The sequence below is a fragment of the Pseudomonas sp. yb_9 genome (assembly GCF_043103635.1).
Taxonomy (GTDB): domain Bacteria; phylum Pseudomonadota; class Gammaproteobacteria; order Pseudomonadales; family Pseudomonadaceae; genus Aquipseudomonas; species Aquipseudomonas monteilii.
In genome coordinates, this window is sequence record NZ_JBICKA010000025.1 from 22,545 (window position 1) to 39,534 (window position 16,990).

The window sequence follows — 16,990 nt, forward strand, 5'->3', positions numbered from 1 at the left end:
CTTCTCTGTGCTGACAATCGCTCATTCCCCGGGTGCTTTGGTCGGTGCCGATGTTGGCACCGGGCATCCGAACGTGTGGAGTGGAGTGAAACATGTTGGTGAAGAAAGAGGTGCAAAGCAACCAGAGCAAGGCGCCTGAACAATCCGAGCTGAGTCAGTGCGAACGGATTGTCCTGCAGATGTTCAGGCAGCTCGACGAGCAGGGACGAAAGGACATTATCCGGTTCCTGGACGTATTGCTCGCATCTCAGTAGGAGGAATGAACCCGGCATAAGGCCGGGTTTTTTGCACCCGTAATCAAGCTTTTTCAGCCTGCAGGCGCTTCCACTCACGATCGACGGCGCGACGAGCATTCTTCTCGCTCACGTAGACATGGCGGAGACGTCTTGGCCTGGTTTGGTTGCCGGCAGTGACCTTTTTCTCCTGACCGGTAGCCGGATCTCGATAGAACGCGACAATCCCGGTGTATTCGATTTTGCCTCTAACCCCGTCCTCGAGGAGCCCATCAACGGTGTCTTCCGGCAGTTTGCTTTCCAGCTCCAGGCTTACGGTATAGCCGGAGCTGTCCGTCAGGCTGTGTTGCACGTTGCCGCCGTACCAGATGATCTCGTCAATTTCGGCCTTTACACCCTGGAGCGTGTACGTCAGTTCGGGAATAAGGTCTGGCCGGCCTTTGGCCAGCGTGTAGCTGAGTGTTGCGCTACCTCGCTGCAGGCGGTTCAGCTCGGCCCGGGCAGCCCGCAACGCGGACTGGCGGTCACTGTAGGTGTGTCGCAGGTCTTTGAGGTTTTCGCCGCCCCCGGCAATGGCTTCCTGCTTTTTCGTGCTGTTGACGTCGTAGAAGTAAGCGCGCACACCGTCGTAGCTGTTGCGATCGGCCTGGAGGAAGCGGTGCTGATCGCCGTCATGGCGGGTGAGGGTGATGTGCGGCAGGCCCTGGCCGCTGACTGTCTTGCCGCCGCCCGCCGGCATGCACACCAGGCAACCAGCTTTCACAGTGGCCACGGCATCGAAGTCCTCGCCGAGGCGGGTTAGCAGGTTGGCGTCGGACTCGTTGGCCTGGTCCAGCTGGTGGATTGTTTGGCCGTCCAACGTGCTGGCTATCTTCGCGGTAAGTCCGTTGCCCTGGGCAACGTCGCGGAGGACCTTCCCAAGTGTCGTGGTGCTCCAGCTGCGCTCGCGCTTGGTCTTGAGCCCCTTGCGCAGATCCGCCGATCGGGCGCGAATGCTCAGGATATCCGGCGCGCCACTGTGCTCTGTTTCATCGACAATGTAGCTCCCCTTGTCGACAAGGCCGGTGTCGCTCCAGCCGAGCCACAGGCGTATCACGGCGCCCCGGGGCGGGATCGTGAGCAGCCCGTCGTGATCGCTCAGCGTGATGCTCAGCTGATCTGCTTCAAGCCCCCGGTTGTCCGTCAGCTGCAGGCTCATAAGGCGGGGGGCGATCCGCATAGCGACATCGTTGCCGTCCACAGTTATGCGAAACGCCGGTACCGGATAGGCAGCGTCGCGTTGCAAGCCATCGATGGCATCGCGTAGGTAGCCGGTAACTTTCGAGAGGGCCGCATCGATCACAGCAACCCCCGCAGGATGTTCAGGCCGCTGCTTACACCGGAGCCGAGCAAGTCGCTGCGACCGTCATCGATGCGCTTGAGCTTGATGGTGAAATCGATGCGCCGGGCAGCGCCGTCCTGGAAGAAAACTGTTCTGTTATCGCTCAGACTTTCGATAACCCACAGCCCGAGCAATCGGCCCGTACCTTCAACCAGCGGCCAGGCCTTGCCCGTATCGGCCATCTGGCGCAGGGCATCAAGGCTGACGGTTGTACCCGCCAGTTCGGGAAGCAGCAGTCCTGGAAGCGTAATGGCGTCTTCACCGCGGCCGAGGAACTGCAGTGCTGGCTGCGTTCCTACACGGTTGTTCGCGGCGTGACGCCAATCGGTTTGTCGCTGCATTTCCTGATAGGCCAAGGTGTGCAGACTGAAAACGAACATGCCCAGGGCGAGCATCATGTCGGGTTACTCCTGGTCAGAGAGGCGGCTGCGCTGGCGGGCGGATTTCTCGCGGTTACGGCGGTCCAGCTCAGCGCTGACGGCTCGCGCAATGGCTTGTGGATCCATACCCGGTGTCGGGTGAATGTTGATTGTGATGACGTCGTGGCTGTCGCTGATGCTGGGCGCAGCGCCTGCAATAGGAGGCCGGCTGTCCAGGGTGATACCTGGGGCTGCGTTCGCCGCTAGGGACTGGCCGGTACCAAGCTGGGGAGCAACTCCCTGCAGATCCCGTTGGCGCAAGTTAGCCAAATGCTTGCCCAGGCTGATGACCTCGGCAGTTGGTCGGTTGGCGTCGATCTGTGGCACCAATGCCCGGAGATCAGGCGATGCGATGTTGGCCAACTGCTTGCTCAGGCTGACGACTTCGGCAGCTGGTCGGCTGGCGTCGGCCTTTGGCACCAATGCCTGGACGTCAGGCGATGCGACGTTGGCCAGCTGCTTGCTCAGGTTGACGACCTCGGCAGATGGTCGGCTGGCGTCGGCCTTTGGCACCAATGCCTGGACGTCAGGCGATGCGACGTTGGCCAGCTGCTTGCTCAGGTTTACGACCTCGGCAGCTGGTCGGCTGGCGTCGGCCTTTGGCACCAATGCCTGGACGTCAGGCACTGCGATGTTGGCCAGCTGCTTGCTCAGGCTGATGACCTCGGCAGCCGGCCGGCCGGCGTCGACCTGTGGCACCAATGGCTGGACGTCAGGCGCTGCGATGTTGGCCAACTGCTTGCTCAAGCTGATGACCTCAGCAGCCGGCCGGCCGGCGTCGACTTGTGGAGCCGATGCCAGGACCTCCTGCGGTGCAGCCTTGGCCAATTTTTTGCTCAGGCTGAGCACTTCGGCAGGGCGCTGCTGGCCCGATCCGGCCGGTGGCACCGCTTCTTGGATATCCAGGCGCCCGACCTTGGCCAACTGGCTATTCAGCTCGGCAATGTTCGCGGGAATCGCCTGATCAATGCCTGGTGTCGCAAAGTTTTTATCCCGCGCCCCGGCCTGGGCCAACTGCGCGCCTAAGCTGCTTGCGCTCGTAACCAGGTCCTTACTCGCCACGACTTCTGGCGCATTGGCCTGCAGGTCGAACTGACCGGCTTTAGTCAGGTCTTGCCCCATGCGAGCGACGGCATCGAGCGGAGCTTTCGCACCGGCATTGACGCCGACGGCCAGTCCCTCCGTGGTGAAGCCACCCAGCTCGGCAAATACCCGTGACGGGCTGTGGATGCCGAGCTTTTCCTTGAACCAGCCAATTGCAGAATCGCCGAGATTACCAATGGCGCTCTTGATCTGTCCCAGGCCTGCCAGCAGCCCATTAACCAGGCCGTTGACGATCATGCTGCCGAACTCTGTGAAACGGGTCGGCAGTTCGATGCCCAAGTAGTTCAACACTCCCGCAAAGGCCTGGTAGATCAGTCCGAGCGGGCTGAAGTTGGCCAGAACGGTGAGAATGCCGCCGATGCCAGCACTGAAGCCCGCGCGAATTTCGGTCCAGGAGTTGGCGAAATACGCTTTGACCTGCTCCCAATTTTGATAGATCAGGTACGCACCGCCGGCCAGCACCGCGACGACAGCCGCAATGGCCAGCGCTACAGGGTTCATGGCCAAGCCCCACAAGGCGATGCTGACAGCCCGAATTGCTGTCAACAGTCCACCGCTGAGCACACTGGCCAGCTTCCCGACCACCGGCAACACACTTGCGCCCTTCAAGCTGAACAGCGTCATGCCATAGCGCACCATGGCGAAGGGGCCTAGCAGACTGGCCATGGTGATTGCCAAGACCCCGAAGCCGGCGGCGAGCACCGCGACGGCCGCAACAACCTTCACCAGACCACCAGCTAACCGAGGGTTCTCCCGGGCCCAGGCGCCGACGCTGGCTGCCATTTCACCCAGGGTAGAGATCAGCCCCTTGAGTTCCGGGGCGACTGCCGCGCCAAAATCGGCCATGGCATTGGTGAAGCTGCCCTCGGCCGCCTCCATGACGTTGCTCAGCGTTCCGAGTTGCTCGTTGACGCGAGTCCGCAAATCGGCCTGGTCCTGGAGCTTTTGCTGCACCTCCTGATACCCGGCCAAGCCCTTGTTCATCATGGTGTTGAGGACGGCCATGGTCTCGGCGTCGTCGCCGAACAATGACTTGATCGTTGCTGTGCGATCCTCGTCGTTGAGTACCTTGAGCTTCTCGATCTGCTTGTAAAGGTTCTCCAGACCCGCGAAGTTGCCGTCGTCGTTGGTGAAGTTGAGCTTGATTCCTCGGCTTTTCAACGCGGTAGAGTCGTTGACGTCCTCGACCCCGCCCTTGTCCAGGCCTGCCTGGAAGATCTTGCGATAGGCGTTACCGGCAGCACCGCCCTCCATGCCGGCCTGATCCATCATGATCAGCAAAGGCCCGAGCTCTTTGGCCGCTTCGATGCCGGTTTTCTTGATGACGTCCATCACTGGCGCGATTTTGCTGAACCCCTGCAGCATGTTGCCCGGGTCAACGCCGGCATAGAACCCGCGCTGAATGGTGTCCATCAACGCCATCATGTCCTTTTCGGCTGTGCGGGTAGCGTCCTGCATCTTCGCCGCGAACTCAGCCGATTCTTCCACCGGCATCTTCAACTGCACGCCCAGGTAGGCGGCCGCTTCGCCGGTACCGCCCAGGATGCTCTGCGCGCTCAGGCCCTGACGGCGCAGCATGGTCATCATGTTCTGGAAGTCGGCAGTGGTGCCAGGCAGGCGATCACCCAGACGCGTGGCCAAGTCGGTGATCTTCTGGAAGTCTTCGGCCACTTGGGCGTTGCTGCCCATCATAGAGACCTTCAGCTGTGTGGCTGAATCCTCGTTGGGTGCAAAGGCTTGAATCGCGGCTTTCACCGGCTGTGCTGCGGCATAACCGGTGGCCAGGCCGGCCGCGCCGGTACCGGCCATGCTCGCCCCCAAGCGCTGTGCTTTTTCCAGATCGCTGCGGGCCTTGGCCAACTTCGCCTGCTTGGCCGCCAGCTGGTCCATGCGCTTGGTCTGGGCGCTGATGGCTTCGTTGGTGGCGCTGATCTGGTCGCGCAGCTTGCGCTCATGGCTTGCCAGGTCGCGGGTACTGATCCCCGCGGCCGATAGCTTGGCGCGCAGAGCCTGGAGGCCCTGCTCTTGTGAGGCATTTTGGGATTTCAGGGCCCGCGCCTCGCGCAGGGCGGTGCGGAACTCCTGGTTGAGCCCCTGCATCGGTGCACGGGCTTCCTGCAGTTGGTTGCCAAGCGCCGCCAGGCGCTCCCGATGCTCACGGGCCTCTGCCGCGCTGGCACGGTGTTGCTGCTGTAGTTCCTTCTGGCTACCACTGAGCTGACGCACTAGCGTCAATTGAGCCTGCTGCTGGGTAACAAGGGCCGCATATTCGTTGCGCAGTTGCTCTGTGGGCTGGTTGGTCCTGCCGATCTGCTCGCCCAAGTCCCTGATGCGCTTGCGGTTTTCTTGCCATACCTGGTTGGCCGCTCGTGCCTGCTCGCGGGTTTGCTTCAGCTGCGCGGTGAGGGATTTGTGGTGATCGTTCAGGGCAGAGGTTTCGCCCTGGAGCTTGTCATAGCTGGCCTGGAGCGGCTGGACTGCAAGCTCCTGGTCACGCAGGGCGCCGGCCAGCTCCTGGACGCGGCTCTTGGTCGCGTTCAGGGCATCGGCGGTCTTGCGGGCTTCGGTGAGCTGGGAACGCCAAGCACTCACATCCTTCTGCTGGGCGTTCAGTTCCTTGAGGCTGTCCCGGGCGGCCTTGAGGGCTTTGGCAGTCTCTTGGCTGCCCTGGCTGATCTGGCGCAGCGGTGCGGTGGCTTTGTTGATCGCGCTCAGCACCACTTCTAGGCGCAGGTCATTGGCCATTGTTGCTACTCCTCAACCGCGCCCGCTCGCGCCAGTCCATCAGGTCCTTCACGCCGAGCCCGTCCATGTCGCTCGGCGTCCAGTGGAAAACCACGGCCACATCGGCCATGGCATCTTCTACGCAACGAGGGACGCGTCCGTCTTCATCCGCTTCTGCAGCAAAAAACCGGACACTTTCACGCCCACAGCGACCAGGTCGGCAGGGTCCAGGCGGCCGGCTTCGTACTCATTGAGCTCGCTGATGCGCGGGATCAGCTTGATCAGGCTCGCCACATCCATCTGCAGCAACTCGGACAGGTGGATACCGCGCAGCTCGCCTGCGGTGGGCTTGCGCAGCGTGATGACGGAAATTTCGGTTTTGCCACGCTGGATCGGGGTGTCCAGCTCGACCTGGTTGTCGTTCAGTTGTTTGGCTTCGGCAGTGGCTGCGGCGGTGGTGGCTTCGATAGTGTCCATGGTGGCTCCGGTGTTCTGTCAGGGGGCGGGATCAAATGCCCAGGTTTTTGCGTTGTTCAGCGAGCATGTCGACGCCGTCGATGATCTCGATGAAGTTGAGGAGGTCGACCTCGACCAGGACTTCGCCGTCGATGGTCAGCTTGTAGTAGCTGCAGGTGGTGGTGATGCTCTTCTCGGTGTCCTCACCGGGCTGGGCTTCGCCTGCCTCGATGGTTTCGTGACGACCGCGGACAACAATCTCGACGGCGGTGTGCACGCCGGTATCGTCTTGCTGATAGGCGCCGGTATAACGCAGCAGCACGGCATCAGCCTTGATGGCGCCGAACTGGCGAATGACCTGGTCATCGAAACCGCCAAGTTTCCACTCCAGCTGGATGCCGTCATCGCTCCAGCCGAGGTCAGCCTTGACCGGGCCGTTCATACCGCCGCCGCGGTAGCCCTCCATTTTGCGGCTGAGCGGGGGCAGGGTGACGGTCTTACAAACACCGAGATAGCTGCCGCCATCGTTGAACAGGTTGAGGTTCTTGAGCTTGCGTGGCATGGCCATGGATATGGTCTCCGTCAGCTGTTGACGCGGCTGGCGAAGTCAGCCAGGTAGCGGTCGGTAATGCGCTGGCGCAGCGAGAGGTCCTCAAGCGGCGGCACAGGCGTGTAGTCGTAATCGATGGCGAGCTTGCCGGCCTTGAGGGTTGCCTCGGTGTTGACCTGCTCGTCGTACCAAGCACTGCCGCCGATCAGGTAACCGCCGGCGATCAGCTCGCGGAACTTGGCGTTAATGCCTTCCAGCATGTCCCGGACCAGGGATGGGTGCATTGGCTTGTCGACTGCCCACAGGTGCGCCTCGGCCATGGTGTCGGCCAGGACTTGCGCGGTGCGGGTGTAGTTCTCGAACGCGAACAGCGGGTCTTCGGTGCAGGTGCGCGAGCCCCAGAAGCGGAAGCCGTCTTCGTTGATAAGGGTGGTCACCTCGTTGCTGTTGAGGTAGTTCGCATCGGTTGCCGGGTTCTGCAGGTCCCAGAACACATCAGCGGTGATGCCGGTTACGCCATTGACTGGAATGTTGGAGATGGTCTTGTGCCAGCCAATCTCCTGGTCGATCTTGGCGCGCAGGCCTAAGGCTCGGGCTACTGCTGGTGCAGGGACGTTGCCATTGCTGGCCGTGCTCCACTGCTCGAAGTCCGGCCAGATGACCATGACTTCACGGGCACCGAAGTTCTCACGGTAGGCGACGGCCTCTTCTTTGGTCTTGCAGCCCGAGGCGGCGACGTACGCGAACGCGCGTAGCTGCTGGGCGATAGACACCAGGGCGGTGGCCACTGGCAAGGAGTCGAGGCCTGGCACCCCCAGGATGCGCGGGGTGACCTTGAGGCGGGTCTTGGCGGCCAGCAGCGCCTTCATGCCGGTGTACTTGCCGGTTGCGGTGGTGGTGCCGATCAGGTTGCTGGTGGTTTCCGCCGGGGTCGCACCGGTTGCCACCCGCACGACGACGGTCGCGGGCTTGGTTTGGTCTGCGATCGCCTGCAGGCTGGCGGCCAGCGTACCCTTGGTGCCGGCTTTGCCGATCGCGGTCTGGACGTTGGTCACCAGGACGGGAGTATTGAGCGGGAAAACCGAGGCGTCGGCGTCGTCTGCTGTGCAGACCAAGCCGACGACGGCGGTAGAAACGGTTCGGATTGGGCGGGTGCCCTCGCTGATTTCGAGGACCCGGACGCCGTGATGGTATTCGTCGGCCATGGTTGAGTGCCTGTGCAGTGGTTGGAAGACACTGCACAGGCTGACGCGCGCGACGATGAGATGCGATTGACAGGGCTTGTAGTCCAGGTAGCTACAAGGTGTTTAAACGCTACCGACTGCAGCGCGAATGGCATTGATTGCCGTGTCGGCATAGGCCTCGGCCTGCGCATGGGTGGTTGCCTTGAGCACCTCGACCTTGCCTTTAAGGCGGGCCGCACGGATCGAGCACACCGCCGTATGCGAGGCTTGTGCCTCCTGCAGGATCGCCTCGGCCGCCTCCATGGGCTCAACGCCCTGGGCATCGACCAGCGCCTGGACAGTCAGCGGCACGTCGCCGGCGTAACCGGCCTGCTTGAAGGCCTTGGCCTCGTCCTCGGCCAGCTGGTTCTCGATGGCACGCAGCGGATCACCCAGCACCGCAGAACGCGCCTGGTCGGCTGCCTGCTCAATCTGCTGCTGGGCCACCAGCAACGCGGCCCCAATGGGCAGCGCGTCGAAGTCAAAGCCGTTGTAGGTGTTGTCGCCATAGACGACGTTCAAGAAAGTCTTTTGCATGATCGCCTCACAGGCTCGACAGGTTGGTGATGACGTGGCCCACGTCTTTGGAAAGGGTGCCAGCAGCAACGCCAGGGATCAGCGAGCCGTTGAGCGCCGAAGGCACAGCGGTGCCGATCATCGACAGCGCGAACAGTACCGAGCCAGGGCCGAACAGCTTGCCCCGGAACGTGCCGCGCAGCTCAAACGCACAGTTGTACATGCGTAGCTGCAGCATGATCGGCGCCGACGAGCCACTGGCAAATACCAGCCCGTAATACGCGCTCAGATCGCCGGCGCTGGAAGCCGGGAGACTCACCGTCACGTTCACCAGCTGCACAGTGGAATCGTTCGATGCCCAGAAAGACCCCATGCGCAGCAGGGTTTCACCTTCTGGCATGAATTCGTTGATGGTCAGGCGACGACCCGAACCTGCCACCCCGGCAACGACCAAGCGCCGGCCGGCCAGGTTGATGTGCTTGTCCAGGACATAGTCCTTGGACAGCCATGCCTGCACTCGGCCACCGTCCGGGGTGGCGTTGATGGCCTGCTGCAGGGTCTTGAACGGACTGGCCTCGGTGCCGAGGCCGTTGGCGTCGTCTCCCAGCTGCTGGTCGACCCAGTAGGCGCGAACCATGGACGGCGCCGCAGCAATGGCGGCCGACACGGCGGCATCAATCGCGGTCTTCTTGCCGCTGAAATAGTCGATCAGCTTGTTGTTGGCCGCGACCAGCGCGGCGATTTCAGTTTCAAGGCTCATGGTTAAGATCCGTGGATGTGTTGAAGAACGGTGTATTGAAGGGCCATCAGGCCGGTGGCACTGGCAACCGTCGCGCTCAACAGAACGTCGCGCGTTTCAGAGGCCGATTTCTCGGCGGTAGTCATGCGGGCCAACAGACCGCTGATTTGTTCCTCAGAAATCGCCTGCAGGCGCTCCTGGGCAACCAGCCGGTCGTTCTGCTGCAGGGTGCGCAGCTGCTCGGCAATGAGCGCCGTGGCCTGCACGGCCAAGGGTTCGGCTAGCGTCAGGTTGAGGCCGGCGGCCGTGCTGGTGATGGTCACGCTGTCCGCTGGCAGCGCCGCCAGTGACAGGTCGTAAGCCAGCAGCAGGTCGATGTTGGGGGCCTTGTAGGCCAAGGCCTCGGTCAGGTGCGACCAGACCGCCAACAGGGTGCCGTCCTTGAGGAAAATGCCAATCTCGCGCACCCAGTAGCCGATCGTGCCATCCGCGACAGCGGTCAGGTGCAACAGGGTGCTGCTCAGCTTCTCGCCGCTGGAAATCGGAAACCGCGCAATCTCGTTGCGCAGGGTCTTTTGATCGGCGGTCGGGGTGTAGGCCACGCTGCCCAGGGCGATATAGCCAATCTCGGCCGCGAGGCCGGTTTTCGTTGCCGTCAGGATCGCCGCCAGGCCGGCCTTGGTGATGACAGGTTGCAAGCCTGTACTCATAGAACAGCCTCCATGTAGCCCCGCACGACCGTGCGCACATGCGCCGCGTTGGCCACCAGCGGGGCACCTTCTGCTTGAATGGGTACGCCCTGCGCCTCGGCAAATCGCCGGGATACGCTGGACGCGTTGAGCGCATTGGCAAACAGCACCGTCTGCGCCATGGGATCGAACGGCACCGCCTGCGCATCCATGGAGCGGTGCTGCACGGCCCGCGCCTGGAAGGCGTTACCGAGCACCAGACCGCCGTCGAAGCGGGCGCCCAGCCGAAACTCGTAGTGGCTGCGCTCGTTCTTCGCCGCGTCGACCAGGGCACGCAAACGCGCGCCCAGTTCGGGCGAGATAATCGAACCCTCACCCGCCCGGTTTTCGTTGGCCCAGGCCGTGACCTGGAATGTGTAGGGGGCGGCGTTCGGTATCTGGTGCCACTCCTTGAACTCCGCGTTGACCCGCACTGCCTTGAGTACTCGCCGGACTGCTCCGACGGTGCCCTTGGTCCTGTGGACCGGAATCGCTTCGCGAATCAGTGCGCGGCGCTGCTCGTCGGTGTAGGCCGCTTCCCAGCCTTCAACCTTGAGCGCCCATCCCAACCAGGGCAGGAAGTTAGGTGGGCAGCGCGCCGAGTCGGCCACGCCCCGAATGATTTCTGGGTCTACACCCATCTCGCCGGCGCGCTCCAGCGAGCGCTCCAGCAGGGTCGCGTTGCGGGGTAGCAGGCTCATGGGACCACCCTGCTGGTCAGGTCAATGGAGGTGGCGCGTGGGTAATGCCGCTTGTCACACACCACCCCTTCGACCGGCTTGACCAGGTCAACCCGGCTGATCCCTGTTACGTGCAATGCTGCGTAGATTGCCGATACGGGCAACTTCCCCTCCAGCCGGCGCGCGGCGGCAATGGTGGCATCCAAGCTGGCCCTTGCGGCGGCGAGGACAACATCAGGATCTGGCCCGTCCTCAACCCAGAGCACTGCCTCGACCTTGAAGTCGGTCGGGATACCAACCTGCGCGCGTGGCCGGTCCGTTACCGGGCGCACATCCTCTGCCGACAGCGCCTTTAGGACAGTCGACACCAGCTGCACCTCTGGCACGGTGCTGTTTGGCCTGGGCAGGACAGCCAGCGATACGTCGCCAGGTAGCGGATTGGCCAAGCCTGCGTCGTAGTCGCAGACCACAACAATGGCCCCGGCCGGTAGCTGCGCTTTCACCGCAGCTGGCACCGCCGCCCCGGAAAACCGGGGCGAATCGACCGAGACATGCACCAGCTCGGCCGACGAACTCATCGCGTGATACTCATATGCGCCGCTACTGCCTGCGACGGACAACGCTTCCAGCGATAGCCGCGTGCGGTAGCGCAGCGCCTCGTCGCTTTCCATCACTGCTGCCACAGGCGGCACCGCGTCTGGATCAGCCGCCCGAATGGTCAGCCGCTGCACACCGTAATCGGCCGCACGATTGTCCAGGTCGGCGCCTTTGGCATAGGCCAGCAAGCTTGCCTTGGCCGCGTCGTTGACCCGTTGGCGGAGGATGAGCTCACGATAGGCGTTCTCCTCCAGCATCTTGGCCACGGGGTCCGACTCGAGCGCTAGCCGCGCCGCGACGGCTGGCTGCTCCTCGATCGGATAAAGGCTGACGAAACGCGCCTTGCGTGCGTCGAGAATGGTCTCGAAATCGAGCATCTCGATGATGTCGGGCGCCGGCAGCAAGCTCAGATCGATCATGCGGGTTGCGCTCATCGGGCTGCCCCCAGCTGTAGTGGCGTGCGGATGCTCAGCGGTGCATTGGTGTCGGTCTGTATGGCTTCGATTTCAAGGGTGGCAGCGCCCGTCATGGAATCGACATCGAGGCGAACCTTACTGAGAGTGATCCGTGGCTCCCACTGCATGATGGCCATGGCCGAGGCGGCGTAAAGGCGCAGCCGAGTTGCTGAATTCTGGGGTTGGTCGATCAGTTCGGGGATCAGGCTGCCATAGTCGCGGCGCATTACTCTGGTCCCGATGCGGGTGGTGAGGATGTCCACAATCGATTGAATGATGTGGTCTTCTTCCCCGATGGCTTCTCCGGTGTGTCGGTTCATCTCACGGGGACCCCTGTTTTGCCTGGGCCGCTCATGACGCCGCCGTGCAGGTGGTTGACTAGGCTGACTTCCTGGGCCACGACGTCTTCCGAGACGATCACCGTACCGGTGACGTTCTGGTTGCCTTTTTGGGTGTAGTCCCCTTGATGGACTATGTCGCCGACAATGCGAATTCCGCCGTCACTTATGAGCTCGGTAGTGCCACCCGACGGAAGTGCAGCGCTCAGGTGGTGAGCTTCGCTGTCGTATTCGATGACGGCGCCGTCTGCATAGGTGCGGCGGTGCAGGCCTGGGCGGTCACCATTCGCTGGAATGAGATCGCTGAAGAGCCCGGTGATTGCCACGCCGTTGGCGAGTTGGCCGCTTGGTGAAAGAAGGATGACCTGCTCGTTGACGGTGGGTGGATCCCACTCTCGGTCGGCGCCGGTGCGGAGGGCGAGCCACGGTAACCAGGTGGTCAGCAACTCGCCAGTTCGCACCCGCACGCGAGGCGGCTTGTGCTGCACCTCGGCAATGGTGCCAAAGCGGACAAGGTTTTCTATGAGGCGGGCAAGTTCGGCGAGGCTGTTCATGCTGGTGATAGTCGCGCCGCCTACGCGTGCGCGCATCACCAGGGCCTTGTAGATAGGGCTGTTACAGGGTTAGGTGAGCGAGCAAGGTGTCGCGAACCTGGTCGAGTTCGGTGTCCGTGAGGCCGAGGAGTTCCCGCTGATCGTATTGGACTGCGGGTGCATTGCGGGCTGCACGATCCCGGAGGCCTTCCTGGTGCACCCGCGCAATCCTGGCGATCCTCCCGGTGAAACCCACTGTAGCCGCGTTGCCGTCACCACGGGCTTTCATGAAGGTCGCGGTGCGCAGCTTCTGGAACATTTTCACTTTGGCCCGGATTCGCCCTTTTTTGCCGCGCAGTTGTCGTGGTTTGCGGGGCACATACGCCGAGCCGTCTGGGTTCTGTTGCGCTGTGATGCGCCGCTGCTGGCTGCGCCTGAGTTGTTGGGCTATCGAGCGGGCCAGCTTGGAGCGCTCCGCCGGCTCGATGCGCTGTAGGAGCGGACTTACCCAGTCCTCCAGGGCTTCAAGTTCAGCCATGGTCTGGTCGCCTTGGATGCGGTACCGACAACGCCATGCCTTCCGGCGCCGACGGCGGCAGCCAAGAGGCCAGCGGCTGGCCATCCGCGAAGATGGTCACCTCGCCATAGTCCTGGTATGGCTCGTACTGCGGTTCGCCGGGGTGGGTGACGTCATAGGTCCCGTCCGCCTGGCGCTTGACCACGACACGTTCGGTCAGCGGCAGGGTAATGCTCATGTCCACCTTGCTCCGGTCGATAAGGTCGACCTCGAACTTGACGCTGTTGGCGGCCTTTTCGAGGTTGACCAACAGTTCCGACTGGTTGACCCGGAGCCAGCCCAGAATCGGCAGCATCACGCTGTCGGGGTGACCCGCGAAGTCGGTCAGGATGATTTGCAGCGTGTAGCTGTATTCGAACGACAGGGTTGGAGCCGCAGTGCAGCGGACCTTACCGGCGTCGATGAACATCAGCAGCGCATCGGGGTTTGGCTTGAGGCCAGGGACGGCCGCGAGCAGATGATCGCGGAGGCTATTGGGCTTGTTCATGGGTTCACCTGGTGCTGATAGACACGGTCGACTTGGGCGGCACATTCGGCCCAGGCCTGTTCAACAATGTCCTGGTCATTGAGAAGGTCCCCGTTGGCCGTCGGCGCCGTCGCCGGCAGGACGCACGGGACCACCACCGGACAGCCATTGACGGTAAGCGTCGGCGCCGGTGAGGGCGGGACGCTCCCGCAGCCGGCGAGCAGCATCAGGCAGAAGCTGGCGAGCCCAGTCCCGGAGTTGGTCATTTTCATGCTTGAGTGCCTCGATTGTGCGTTGGCGGGTGGCCAAGCCCTGGCGCAGTTCGCCCTGGGTCTTCAGGAGTTGGGCCTGGCCGTCGCGCTCGCGCTCCAGGGTGGATTTCAGCTCGGTGGCGGTGGCCAGGTTGCGGCGGGCATCGGCCTGGGCGGTTGTGAGCTGGCCTTCCAGCCCCTTGGTCTTGGCCTTCTCAGTCCCGAGCAGGAGCTGTTGACCCCAACCCCATAGCCCGGCCGACACCGCGGCGAACAGAGCACCGGCCAGCACCCCGTCGCGCAGGTCCATCAGGCCGCCTCCTGTCCGCAGCCGCAGTCCTGGTGCCGCTCAAAGGCGCGTTGCAGCTTCACGTCGTACAGGTTCCGCCTGTAGTCCGGGCCGTTGTACAGCTCGGCCACCTTGGCCCATTTGAGCGACTTGAGGGCCTTGAGCAGGGTAGGGTCGGCCTCGATGTAGCGGACGAAGGCCTCCAGCTGGTCCGACTCGCTGCGGCTCATAGCATCGACGAAGGCCTGGACGCTGGGATAGCCCAGTCGCTCCCAGTGGAAGCCCATCACCTGGAAGGCGCCCCAGCTGCAGGATTCCAGGGCGGCCTGCTCGTCGATCATCCGGGCCTGGGCCAGGCGCTGGTGTTCTGCGGTACCGCCGACATAGCCGCCGAACTTCGGATTGACCAGGGCCGGGAACTGCTTGGCCAGCTCGTCGGAACGCTGGCGAAGTTGATCCGTCAGCTGCTCCAGCTCGTCCTGGTCGTCGCCGGGCCGGCGGATCTTCTGCAAGCGGACGTACATGATGTGTCGCTCGTAAAGGATCACCGGTTTGCCGTTATCCAGGAAGCCGCGCCCTTTGGACTCGACCTCGTTGAGCGCGTACACGGCCGCCAGAGGTACACCCAGGCGGTCGGCAGCTCGCACCATGTCGGCATTTTTCAGCAGGTAAGCGCAGTCGGCCCCCTGCAGGCTGGCCAGCGTTTTAGGGCCGGCGATACCGTCCGCAACCAGGTCCGCCTGGTGCTGGTAGGCACGGACAGCGGCCTCGGTGGCGTCACCATACACGCCATCGGCGCTTATCTTGGCGCCGCGGGCAATGAGCTTGCGCTGCAGGTCACGCACCGCCTGGGAGCGGTCGCCATGGCGAAGAGTCATAGTGTCCCCTCCTTGCGAGTGAAAGTTTTCTTCGCTGCCGCCCGAACGAACTCGATGCCCAGCAGGCCGATCAGGCCCCCGAAGAAAGGTGCGGCGGTCAGTGGGATGCCGATCAACGACAGCCCATGGCTGGCCGATAGGGCAACGAATCCGCACAGCGGTGCCTCGATGACCAGTTGGCGGAGTTTCCCGCCGCCATAGACAACCCGCAGGGCGGCAATCAGGGCCGCCAGCAGGCCGGCATACAGCCCGGGCCAGTTGTTTTCGAGCCATGTTGCGAGAAAGGCCCAGGTTTCAGGACGGTCAGGCATGGGAGTCCTTCCATGGTTTCGGATTGGTTTGGTCATGGGCAGTCACTCCCACAGGTTCACCATCTGGCGCTCAGGCGCAGAGGTTTGGATATCGGGTAGGTCGACCAGCACGCCGGCCTTGAGCACCGGGCCGAGGGCGGCCAGGCCAGGATTGGCGTCGAGGACAGTCTCAACGACACCCGCAGTTCGGCCGTAGTGACGCCAGCACAGCGCGTCGACGGTATCGTTTTGCTGGGTGCGGAGTTGAGTGGACATCACAGCAGCTCCACGGTGGTGCGGGAGGTCCCAAGGATGTCTCGAATAGCCCAGCGCTGATCGCGGCGGTAGTCGTCGATCGTCGGCTCGGTTCTGTCGGCCTCTTCGGCACCGCTGCGAGTGGTGTCGTAGCTGCGGTACCGCTCACAAACCTCGGCACCGGCCGCGCACTCGACCGCACGTTGATACAGGTAAACCAGCTGGGATTGGTCCTTCACCCTCTCGCTTGGGACTGCCTCAAGCGAGGCGTAGCCCGCCGCCTGTTTGGCCTCACGCCATGCCGACAGCTCGCGATTTACGCTGATGACAGCGGCAATCACGGCGGTCTCAAGCCGGGCAGCGGTGACGCTGGAATCGATGCGCAGGGTCTCGCGCAGCTTGTCCAGATCGATCGAGGGCCAAAAGGCCTCGCTGTTGATGTGCACGCCGGGTACGGAAGGACTGGGCGCCAGGCCGCCAGGAATGAATCCACTCATGATCGCGGTGCTCTGAATAGGTCGGCGGTGGTCGGGGCTTCACAGCTGGGCCAAGGAGAAAGCCGCTGATCCGCCCCGAGCCGCCGGGTTGCGTGGGACGCTCGGTTAGCTGGCAGGGCCAGCGAGTTTCTTGAGGAGGCGCTCGGCGCGCTCCAGGTCTTTCTTGCCGCCGCAGTTATCGTGCAGCTCGATGGCGCGGCGCAGCAGGTCAACACCAGCCTGAATCTGGCCTGGCTGTCCGGGATTAGCGTCGTCCAGTCCGGTTAGGGTGGCCTTTCCAAGGGCCAGCATCAGCTTCGCGCGGGCCTCATCAGGCATGTCCTCTTCAGCGGTCAGCTCGGCGGTGCGGGTCAGGATGTCGAGAGGGAAGGTTTCGCCGGTTTTCTGGGCCTTGAGCGCGGCTTCGGCGATCTCTTCGGCCACGATGCAGCCAGTGGAACGCTCGAAGCGGTCGGGCATCTTCAGGCCATGCTGCAGTACGTAGGCCGCCACATCGAGGCCGCCGATCCATTCGCCGGCGTCGAAGCGCCAGATCATTACGGTGGTCAGCACCTCGTCTTGGGCACCCTTGCCGGCCTCCAGCACGCCCGCTACATAGGGCTCGTAGGCAGGCAGAAGCTCGGCCTTTAGCTTGCCTTTTCCTTCCCGCGACTGGATGGCGGACAGGCGCTGACGGTCCTGGTGAAGCTGAGCGAGCTGCAGCTCGTACTGAGTGGCTCCCTCCATGGTCTGCTCAGGTGCGGTGGCCGCCGCGGCCTGGGCCGCGGTGACGCGCTGGAAGTGGCGCCGGCAGGGATTGGTCATGGCGATA

Annotated in this window: 23 protein-coding genes and 1 pseudogene; 1 reads left to right on the plus strand and 23 read right to left on the minus strand. The window is 63.1% G+C overall.

All coding sequences use genetic code 11. From position 1 onward, the window contains the following. Positions 1–92 precede the first annotated feature (92 nt). Positions 93–254 (plus strand): hypothetical protein, encoded by a 162-nt coding sequence (locus ACF8MI_RS05395; protein ID WP_161751520.1) that lies wholly within the window; start codon positions 93–95, stop codon positions 252–254. Between the two features lie 43 nt (positions 255–297). On the opposite strand, the gene ACF8MI_RS05400 is transcribed toward ACF8MI_RS05395, so the two are convergent. From ACF8MI_RS05400 to ACF8MI_RS05510, 23 genes and pseudogenes are all read right to left on the minus strand, one after another. Further along, positions 298–1,575 carry a phage late control D family protein gene (locus ACF8MI_RS05400; protein WP_392517410.1) on the minus strand — a complete coding sequence of 426 codons (1,278 nt, stop codon included), beginning with the start codon at positions 1,573–1,575 and terminating at the stop codon, positions 298–300. Further along, complete coding sequence (locus ACF8MI_RS05405; RefSeq protein WP_392517411.1) at positions 1,572–2,012, minus strand: phage tail protein; 441 nt, start codon at positions 2,010–2,012, stop codon at positions 1,572–1,574. The genes ACF8MI_RS05400 and ACF8MI_RS05405 overlap by 4 nt, the downstream gene beginning before the upstream one ends. Before the next feature lie 6 nt (positions 2,013–2,018). Then, positions 2,019–5,882, minus strand: coding sequence for a phage tail tape measure protein (locus ACF8MI_RS05410; protein WP_392517412.1), 3,864 nt, complete (start codon positions 5,880–5,882; stop codon positions 2,019–2,021). Further along, positions 5,872–5,991 (minus strand): GpE family phage tail protein, encoded by a 120-nt coding sequence (locus ACF8MI_RS05415; RefSeq protein ID WP_137109047.1) that lies wholly within the window; start codon positions 5,989–5,991, stop codon positions 5,872–5,874. Before ACF8MI_RS05415 ends, ACF8MI_RS05410 begins: the two co-directional genes overlap by 11 nt. Positions 5,992–5,999: 8 nt before the next feature. Beyond that, complete coding sequence (locus ACF8MI_RS05420; protein ID WP_392517413.1) at positions 6,000–6,338, minus strand: phage tail assembly protein; 339 nt, start codon at positions 6,336–6,338, stop codon at positions 6,000–6,002. Positions 6,339–6,369: 31 nt separating this feature from the next. Beyond that, positions 6,370–6,885: a phage major tail tube protein gene (locus ACF8MI_RS05425; protein ID WP_392517414.1), complete on the minus strand. Its 516-nt coding sequence runs from the start codon at positions 6,883–6,885 to the stop codon at positions 6,370–6,372. Between the two features lie 14 nt (positions 6,886–6,899). Then, the gene (locus ACF8MI_RS05430; RefSeq protein WP_392517416.1) at positions 6,900–8,072 is read right to left on the minus strand and encodes a phage tail sheath protein; all 1,173 of its coding nucleotides are present in this window, start codon (positions 8,070–8,072) and stop codon (positions 6,900–6,902) included. A gap of 102 nt (positions 8,073–8,174) precedes the next feature. Beyond that, positions 8,175–8,627, minus strand: coding sequence for a hypothetical protein (locus ACF8MI_RS05435; RefSeq protein ID WP_392517417.1), 453 nt, complete (start codon positions 8,625–8,627; stop codon positions 8,175–8,177). A 7-nt stretch (positions 8,628–8,634) separates the two neighbouring features. Next, the gene (locus ACF8MI_RS05440) at positions 8,635–9,366 is read right to left on the minus strand and encodes a hypothetical protein (RefSeq protein ID WP_392517418.1); all 732 of its coding nucleotides are present in this window, start codon (positions 9,364–9,366) and stop codon (positions 8,635–8,637) included. Between the two features lie 2 nt (positions 9,367–9,368). Continuing rightward, positions 9,369–10,055, minus strand: a complete 687-nt coding sequence (locus tag ACF8MI_RS05445) for a phage tail protein (protein ID WP_392517419.1) — start codon at positions 10,053–10,055, stop codon at positions 9,369–9,371. Further along, positions 10,052–10,774 (minus strand): phage tail protein I, encoded by a 723-nt coding sequence (locus tag ACF8MI_RS05450; protein ID WP_392517420.1) that lies wholly within the window; start codon positions 10,772–10,774, stop codon positions 10,052–10,054. The genes ACF8MI_RS05445 and ACF8MI_RS05450 overlap by 4 nt, the downstream gene beginning before the upstream one ends. Continuing rightward, positions 10,771–11,784 carry a baseplate J/gp47 family protein gene (locus ACF8MI_RS05455; RefSeq protein WP_392517421.1) on the minus strand — a complete coding sequence of 338 codons (1,014 nt, stop codon included), beginning with the start codon at positions 11,782–11,784 and terminating at the stop codon, positions 10,771–10,773. The genes ACF8MI_RS05450 and ACF8MI_RS05455 overlap by 4 nt, the downstream gene beginning before the upstream one ends. After that, entirely contained in the window at positions 11,781–12,125 is a 345-nt protein-coding gene (locus tag ACF8MI_RS05460) for a GPW/gp25 family protein (RefSeq protein ID WP_392517422.1), read from the minus strand. The genes ACF8MI_RS05455 and ACF8MI_RS05460 overlap by 4 nt, the downstream gene beginning before the upstream one ends. Then, positions 12,122–12,697, minus strand: coding sequence for a phage baseplate assembly protein V (locus ACF8MI_RS05465; protein WP_392517423.1), 576 nt, complete (start codon positions 12,695–12,697; stop codon positions 12,122–12,124). Before ACF8MI_RS05465 ends, ACF8MI_RS05460 begins: the two co-directional genes overlap by 4 nt. 61 nt (positions 12,698–12,758) lie before the next feature. Next, entirely contained in the window at positions 12,759–13,214 is a 456-nt protein-coding gene (locus ACF8MI_RS05470; protein WP_392517424.1) for a phage virion morphogenesis protein, read from the minus strand. Beyond that, positions 13,207–13,740: a phage tail protein gene (locus tag ACF8MI_RS05475; protein WP_232859827.1), complete on the minus strand. Its 534-nt coding sequence runs from the start codon at positions 13,738–13,740 to the stop codon at positions 13,207–13,209. Before ACF8MI_RS05475 ends, ACF8MI_RS05470 begins: the two co-directional genes overlap by 8 nt. Then, positions 13,737–13,991, minus strand: a complete 255-nt coding sequence (gene lysC, locus ACF8MI_RS05480) for an Rz1-like lysis system protein LysC (protein WP_237616600.1) — start codon at positions 13,989–13,991, stop codon at positions 13,737–13,739. The genes ACF8MI_RS05475 and lysC overlap by 4 nt, the downstream gene beginning before the upstream one ends. Beyond that, positions 13,912–14,280: pseudogene (locus tag ACF8MI_RS05485) on the minus strand (LysB family phage lysis regulatory protein); the annotation flags it as partial. The gene lysC and the pseudogene ACF8MI_RS05485, both read right to left, overlap by 80 nt. Then, positions 14,280–15,137, minus strand: coding sequence for an N-acetylmuramidase domain-containing protein (locus ACF8MI_RS05490; RefSeq protein ID WP_392517425.1), 858 nt, complete (start codon positions 15,135–15,137; stop codon positions 14,280–14,282). The pseudogene ACF8MI_RS05485 and the gene ACF8MI_RS05490, both read right to left, overlap by 1 nt. After that, positions 15,134–15,448, minus strand: coding sequence for a phage holin, lambda family (locus ACF8MI_RS05495; RefSeq protein ID WP_025339728.1), 315 nt, complete (start codon positions 15,446–15,448; stop codon positions 15,134–15,136). The genes ACF8MI_RS05490 and ACF8MI_RS05495 overlap by 4 nt, the downstream gene beginning before the upstream one ends. 42 nt (positions 15,449–15,490) lie before the next feature. Next, on the minus strand, positions 15,491–15,703 hold the full coding sequence (locus tag ACF8MI_RS05500; RefSeq protein WP_025339727.1) for a tail protein X: 213 nt from the start codon (positions 15,701–15,703) through the stop codon (positions 15,491–15,493). Continuing rightward, on the minus strand, positions 15,703–16,179 hold the full coding sequence (locus tag ACF8MI_RS05505) for a head completion/stabilization protein (protein ID WP_033696794.1): 477 nt from the start codon (positions 16,177–16,179) through the stop codon (positions 15,703–15,705). Before ACF8MI_RS05505 ends, ACF8MI_RS05500 begins: the two co-directional genes overlap by 1 nt. A 105-nt stretch (positions 16,180–16,284) precedes the next feature. Continuing rightward, the gene (locus tag ACF8MI_RS05510; protein ID WP_392517426.1) at positions 16,285–16,983 is read right to left on the minus strand and encodes a terminase endonuclease subunit; all 699 of its coding nucleotides are present in this window, start codon (positions 16,981–16,983) and stop codon (positions 16,285–16,287) included. Positions 16,984–16,990 lie beyond the last annotated feature (7 nt).

Coding starts and splice junctions, on each gene's coding strand:
- ACF8MI_RS05395 (WP_161751520.1), top strand. CDS start 93: ATGTTGGTGAAGAAAGAGGTGCAAAGCAACCAGAGCAAGGCGCCTGAA.
- ACF8MI_RS05405 (WP_392517411.1), bottom strand. CDS start 2,012: ATGATGCTCGCCCTGGGCATGTTCGTTTTCAGTCTGCACACCTTGGCC.
- ACF8MI_RS05410 (WP_392517412.1), bottom strand. CDS start 5,882: ATGGCCAATGACCTGCGCCTAGAAGTGGTGCTGAGCGCGATCAACAAA.
- ACF8MI_RS05415 (WP_137109047.1), bottom strand. CDS start 5,991: ATGGCCGATGTGGCCGTGGTTTTCCACTGGACGCCGAGCGACATGGAC.
- ACF8MI_RS05420 (WP_392517413.1), bottom strand. CDS start 6,338: ATGGACACTATCGAAGCCACCACCGCCGCAGCCACTGCCGAAGCCAAA.
- ACF8MI_RS05425 (WP_392517414.1), bottom strand. CDS start 6,885: ATGGCCATGCCACGCAAGCTCAAGAACCTCAACCTGTTCAACGATGGC.
- ACF8MI_RS05430 (WP_392517416.1), bottom strand. CDS start 8,072: ATGGCCGACGAATACCATCACGGCGTCCGGGTCCTCGAAATCAGCGAG.
- ACF8MI_RS05435 (WP_392517417.1), bottom strand. CDS start 8,627: ATGCAAAAGACTTTCTTGAACGTCGTCTATGGCGACAACACCTACAAC.
- ACF8MI_RS05440 (WP_392517418.1), bottom strand. CDS start 9,366: ATGAGCCTTGAAACTGAAATCGCCGCGCTGGTCGCGGCCAACAACAAG.
- ACF8MI_RS05445 (WP_392517419.1), bottom strand. CDS start 10,055: ATGAGTACAGGCTTGCAACCTGTCATCACCAAGGCCGGCCTGGCGGCG.
- ACF8MI_RS05450 (WP_392517420.1), bottom strand. CDS start 10,774: ATGAGCCTGCTACCCCGCAACGCGACCCTGCTGGAGCGCTCGCTGGAG.
- ACF8MI_RS05455 (WP_392517421.1), bottom strand. CDS start 11,784: ATGAGCGCAACCCGCATGATCGATCTGAGCTTGCTGCCGGCGCCCGAC.
- ACF8MI_RS05460 (WP_392517422.1), bottom strand. CDS start 12,125: ATGAACCGACACACCGGAGAAGCCATCGGGGAAGAAGACCACATCATT.
- ACF8MI_RS05465 (WP_392517423.1), bottom strand. CDS start 12,697: ATGAACAGCCTCGCCGAACTTGCCCGCCTCATAGAAAACCTTGTCCGC.
- ACF8MI_RS05470 (WP_392517424.1), bottom strand. CDS start 13,214: ATGGCTGAACTTGAAGCCCTGGAGGACTGGGTAAGTCCGCTCCTACAG.
- ACF8MI_RS05475 (WP_232859827.1), bottom strand. CDS start 13,740: ATGAACAAGCCCAATAGCCTCCGCGATCATCTGCTCGCGGCCGTCCCT.
- lysC (WP_237616600.1), bottom strand. CDS start 13,991: ATGAAAATGACCAACTCCGGGACTGGGCTCGCCAGCTTCTGCCTGATG.
- ACF8MI_RS05490 (WP_392517425.1), bottom strand. CDS start 15,137: ATGACTCTTCGCCATGGCGACCGCTCCCAGGCGGTGCGTGACCTGCAG.
- ACF8MI_RS05495 (WP_025339728.1), bottom strand. CDS start 15,448: ATGCCTGACCGTCCTGAAACCTGGGCCTTTCTCGCAACATGGCTCGAA.
- ACF8MI_RS05500 (WP_025339727.1), bottom strand. CDS start 15,703: ATGTCCACTCAACTCCGCACCCAGCAAAACGATACCGTCGACGCGCTG.
- ACF8MI_RS05505 (WP_033696794.1), bottom strand. CDS start 16,179: ATGAGTGGATTCATTCCTGGCGGCCTGGCGCCCAGTCCTTCCGTACCC.
- ACF8MI_RS05510 (WP_392517426.1), bottom strand. CDS start 16,983: ATGACCAATCCCTGCCGGCGCCACTTCCAGCGCGTCACCGCGGCCCAG.